The sequence below is a fragment of the Bartonella massiliensis genome, from assembly GCF_902150025.1.
GTDB classification, from domain to species: Bacteria; Pseudomonadota; Alphaproteobacteria; order Rhizobiales; family Rhizobiaceae; genus Bartonella; species Bartonella massiliensis.
Genome location: NZ_CABFVS010000050.1, coordinates 1 through 2717, shown reverse-complemented (window position 1 = coordinate 2717; position 2717 = coordinate 1). Strand labels below are relative to the sequence as shown.

Here is a 2717-nt window from a genome sequence, read left to right as displayed (position 1 = left end):
CGAAAGTGGCAAGAGAATAGATATTGCAAACAGAGATAATGTCCCACGCGTTCTCTCTGGTGTTAAGGGGGGGGCATTTACAAGAACATCAACTGAGGCAGTCAATGGTGGTCAACTTTATTTAATGTCTCAGGCCTTTGCAAATTATTTTGGCGGTGGAGCTGGATATGATGAAGATGGACAATGGAAAGGTCCTATTTTTACAGTTAAATCCTTTGATGTGGATGGTAATGAGGTAAATAAAAAATATACGAGTGTTGAATCTGCATTTGCTGGCGTTAACAAGACTTTTGAAAGTTTAAATCAACAGATTAGAAATGTAAGAGATAACTTTAATGATGTAAGAGATAACTTTAATATTGATGAAAAAGATGTTGATCCAGATGATATTATTACAGAAGGTTTTCCTTTTTTGAGAATGTTACCTATAAATTTAGGCGAGAGGGAAGATGGGGATATAGCAACACTTTTTGCTTCTGAAATACCAACAACAAAAGTGGGCCTTGTGAGCAGTGCAGATGAAAAGCAGCTGTTGTCTGGTATTTCTATGGGAGATATTTCTGCTAATTCAGACGATGCAATCAATGGTTCCCAACTCTATTCCATGGGCAATACCCTTGCAGGTTATTTTGGCGGTGGCGCAGGCTATGAAGATGGAAAATGGAACGCTCCTAAATTTATGGTAAACGTGTTCAAAGATGGTAATCTTTTAGAACAGGCATATGATAATGTTGCATCTGCTTTTTCTGGTATGAATGAGACTCTGTCCAATATAAACAATCGTCTTACTAATGTTGAGAAGAATGGAACGCCCCCTAATACAGCCTCTAATGGTTTAACGTGGAATAAAGAACAAAAAGGGTATGACGCTAGTCATGATGGCGAACCAAGTAAGATTACCAATGTAAAGGATGGTGCTCTAACCGGAGACTCAAAAGATGCCGTGAATGGTAGTCAGCTTTTGAACGTTGAAACTCAGGTTAAAAACGTTGAAACCCAGGTTAAAAACGTTGAAACCCAGGTTAATAACGTTGAAGCTGAGGTTAAAAACGTTAAAGATCAGGTTAAAAACGTTGAAACCCAGGTTAATAACGTTGAAACTGAGGTTAAAAACGTTAAAAACAGGGTTCAAACCGTTGAAAACAAGGTAGATCTTGCAGTCAGCTATGATTTCGATAAGGAAAGTGGAAAGAAAAAAAATAGCATCACGTTAGCAGGCGAAAATGAAGGTGAACCTATTTTGATAAAAAATGTAAAGGATGGTGCAATTAAAGAAGATTCTAAGGAAGCAGTAAACGGTGGTCAGTTATATAACCATACCAAAGAGCAGATGGATATTGTTCTTAAAGAAGCACAAGAGTATACGAATCAGAAAGTTTCTAATATTGTAAGAGATGCAGTTGGTGAGGCGAATTCTTATACGGATATGAAGTTTTCGGCATTAAGTTATGCCGTTGAGGATGTCCGAAAAGAGGCAAGACAAGCCGCAGCCATTGGTCTAGCAGTGTCTAACTTACGTTACTTCGATGATCCAGGATCTTTAAGTATTTCGTTTGGTGGTGGTTTGTGGCGTGGTCAATCTGCTTTTGCTATTGGTGCAGGTTATACATCTGAAGATGGCAAGATTCGTTCTAATCTCTCAGCAACCAGTGCCGAAGGTCATTGGGGTGTCGGGGGTGGAATAACTCTGAAATTAAAATAACACCAGATAAGACGAAAAACGATAATTGAACCAAATTTGCACCCTTGTCTTGATTAGGCAAGGGTGCAAATTTTATCTTATAAAGAAGGAGTATTTTATATAGAAAAGCGATGAAGTAATATCATTATGAAGTTTCATAAGACGTTGAGTAAGGTTGATTTTTGTGAAAAATAAAGCACTTTAACAAAAATTTTACAAATGCAGAGTAATGCTCTCATATAAATGAAGAGAATGCAGAGTCGCACACTATTTTAAAAGCAAGCATTCTATAGTTTCATTGATAGAAAAGATTCATTGGGGAATAGGTTTAAAAAAATCAAAAATCCCATTTATTATTTTGTTTATTGAATCTGTACACAGCAGGAGCAATGATGAGTGATATAACAGCGGTAATGATAAGTAAGACTCATTTTGGTCAAAACGGGATAATTAAAATAAATTATGAAACAGAACCTCTATATAAGCCTATAACAGCAATGAAGCGACGAATTTTAAATGATAGAGATATTTCACAATTGCCTAAATTGGAAAGACTCATTCTGTAAAAATAATAAAATTCATTTTTTTCTTGCCATTTGTCTTAATAGTCTATACAAGGGATGAAATAGTCTCAAACTAGGACTCGTTTTGATAAAAAGGTTTCAAGAGGGGGGAGGTAAGATGCGTAAAAAAATCCCAAAAACGCTTCATATTTTGCACTAAAGCTTAAATAAGAAACAACCTTACTGAGTTAGGTACAGATCTAGAAAATCTAACATCTCTTTAAATATTTAGCTCTTTACTTACCGGCTGTTAACAACCTTTTAAATAAGTGAAAGTTTATATTAAATAACAAAACACCTTTTACTTTCTATCTTATTAAAAAAACAGACCTTTATTAAGTAAAGCATTTTATATCTAAACAGAAAACCTCTCTCATTCTTATATAAAAAACGTAAGCTTAATTAACATGGTCTGAATACATTCTTCTTTGTATCCATTCAACATATCCAGCCATAAGTTTCTTTATAAAAAA

At 35.1% G+C, this 2717-nt stretch carries 1 protein-coding gene; it reads left to right on the top strand.

Annotated features, from left to right (window positions below):
• Positions 1-1702: YadA-like family protein (locus FNZ60_RS08850; RefSeq protein WP_185913569.1), on the top strand; the 1702-nt coding region annotated here is incomplete at its 5' end.
• Positions 1703-2717 lie beyond the last annotated feature (1015 nt).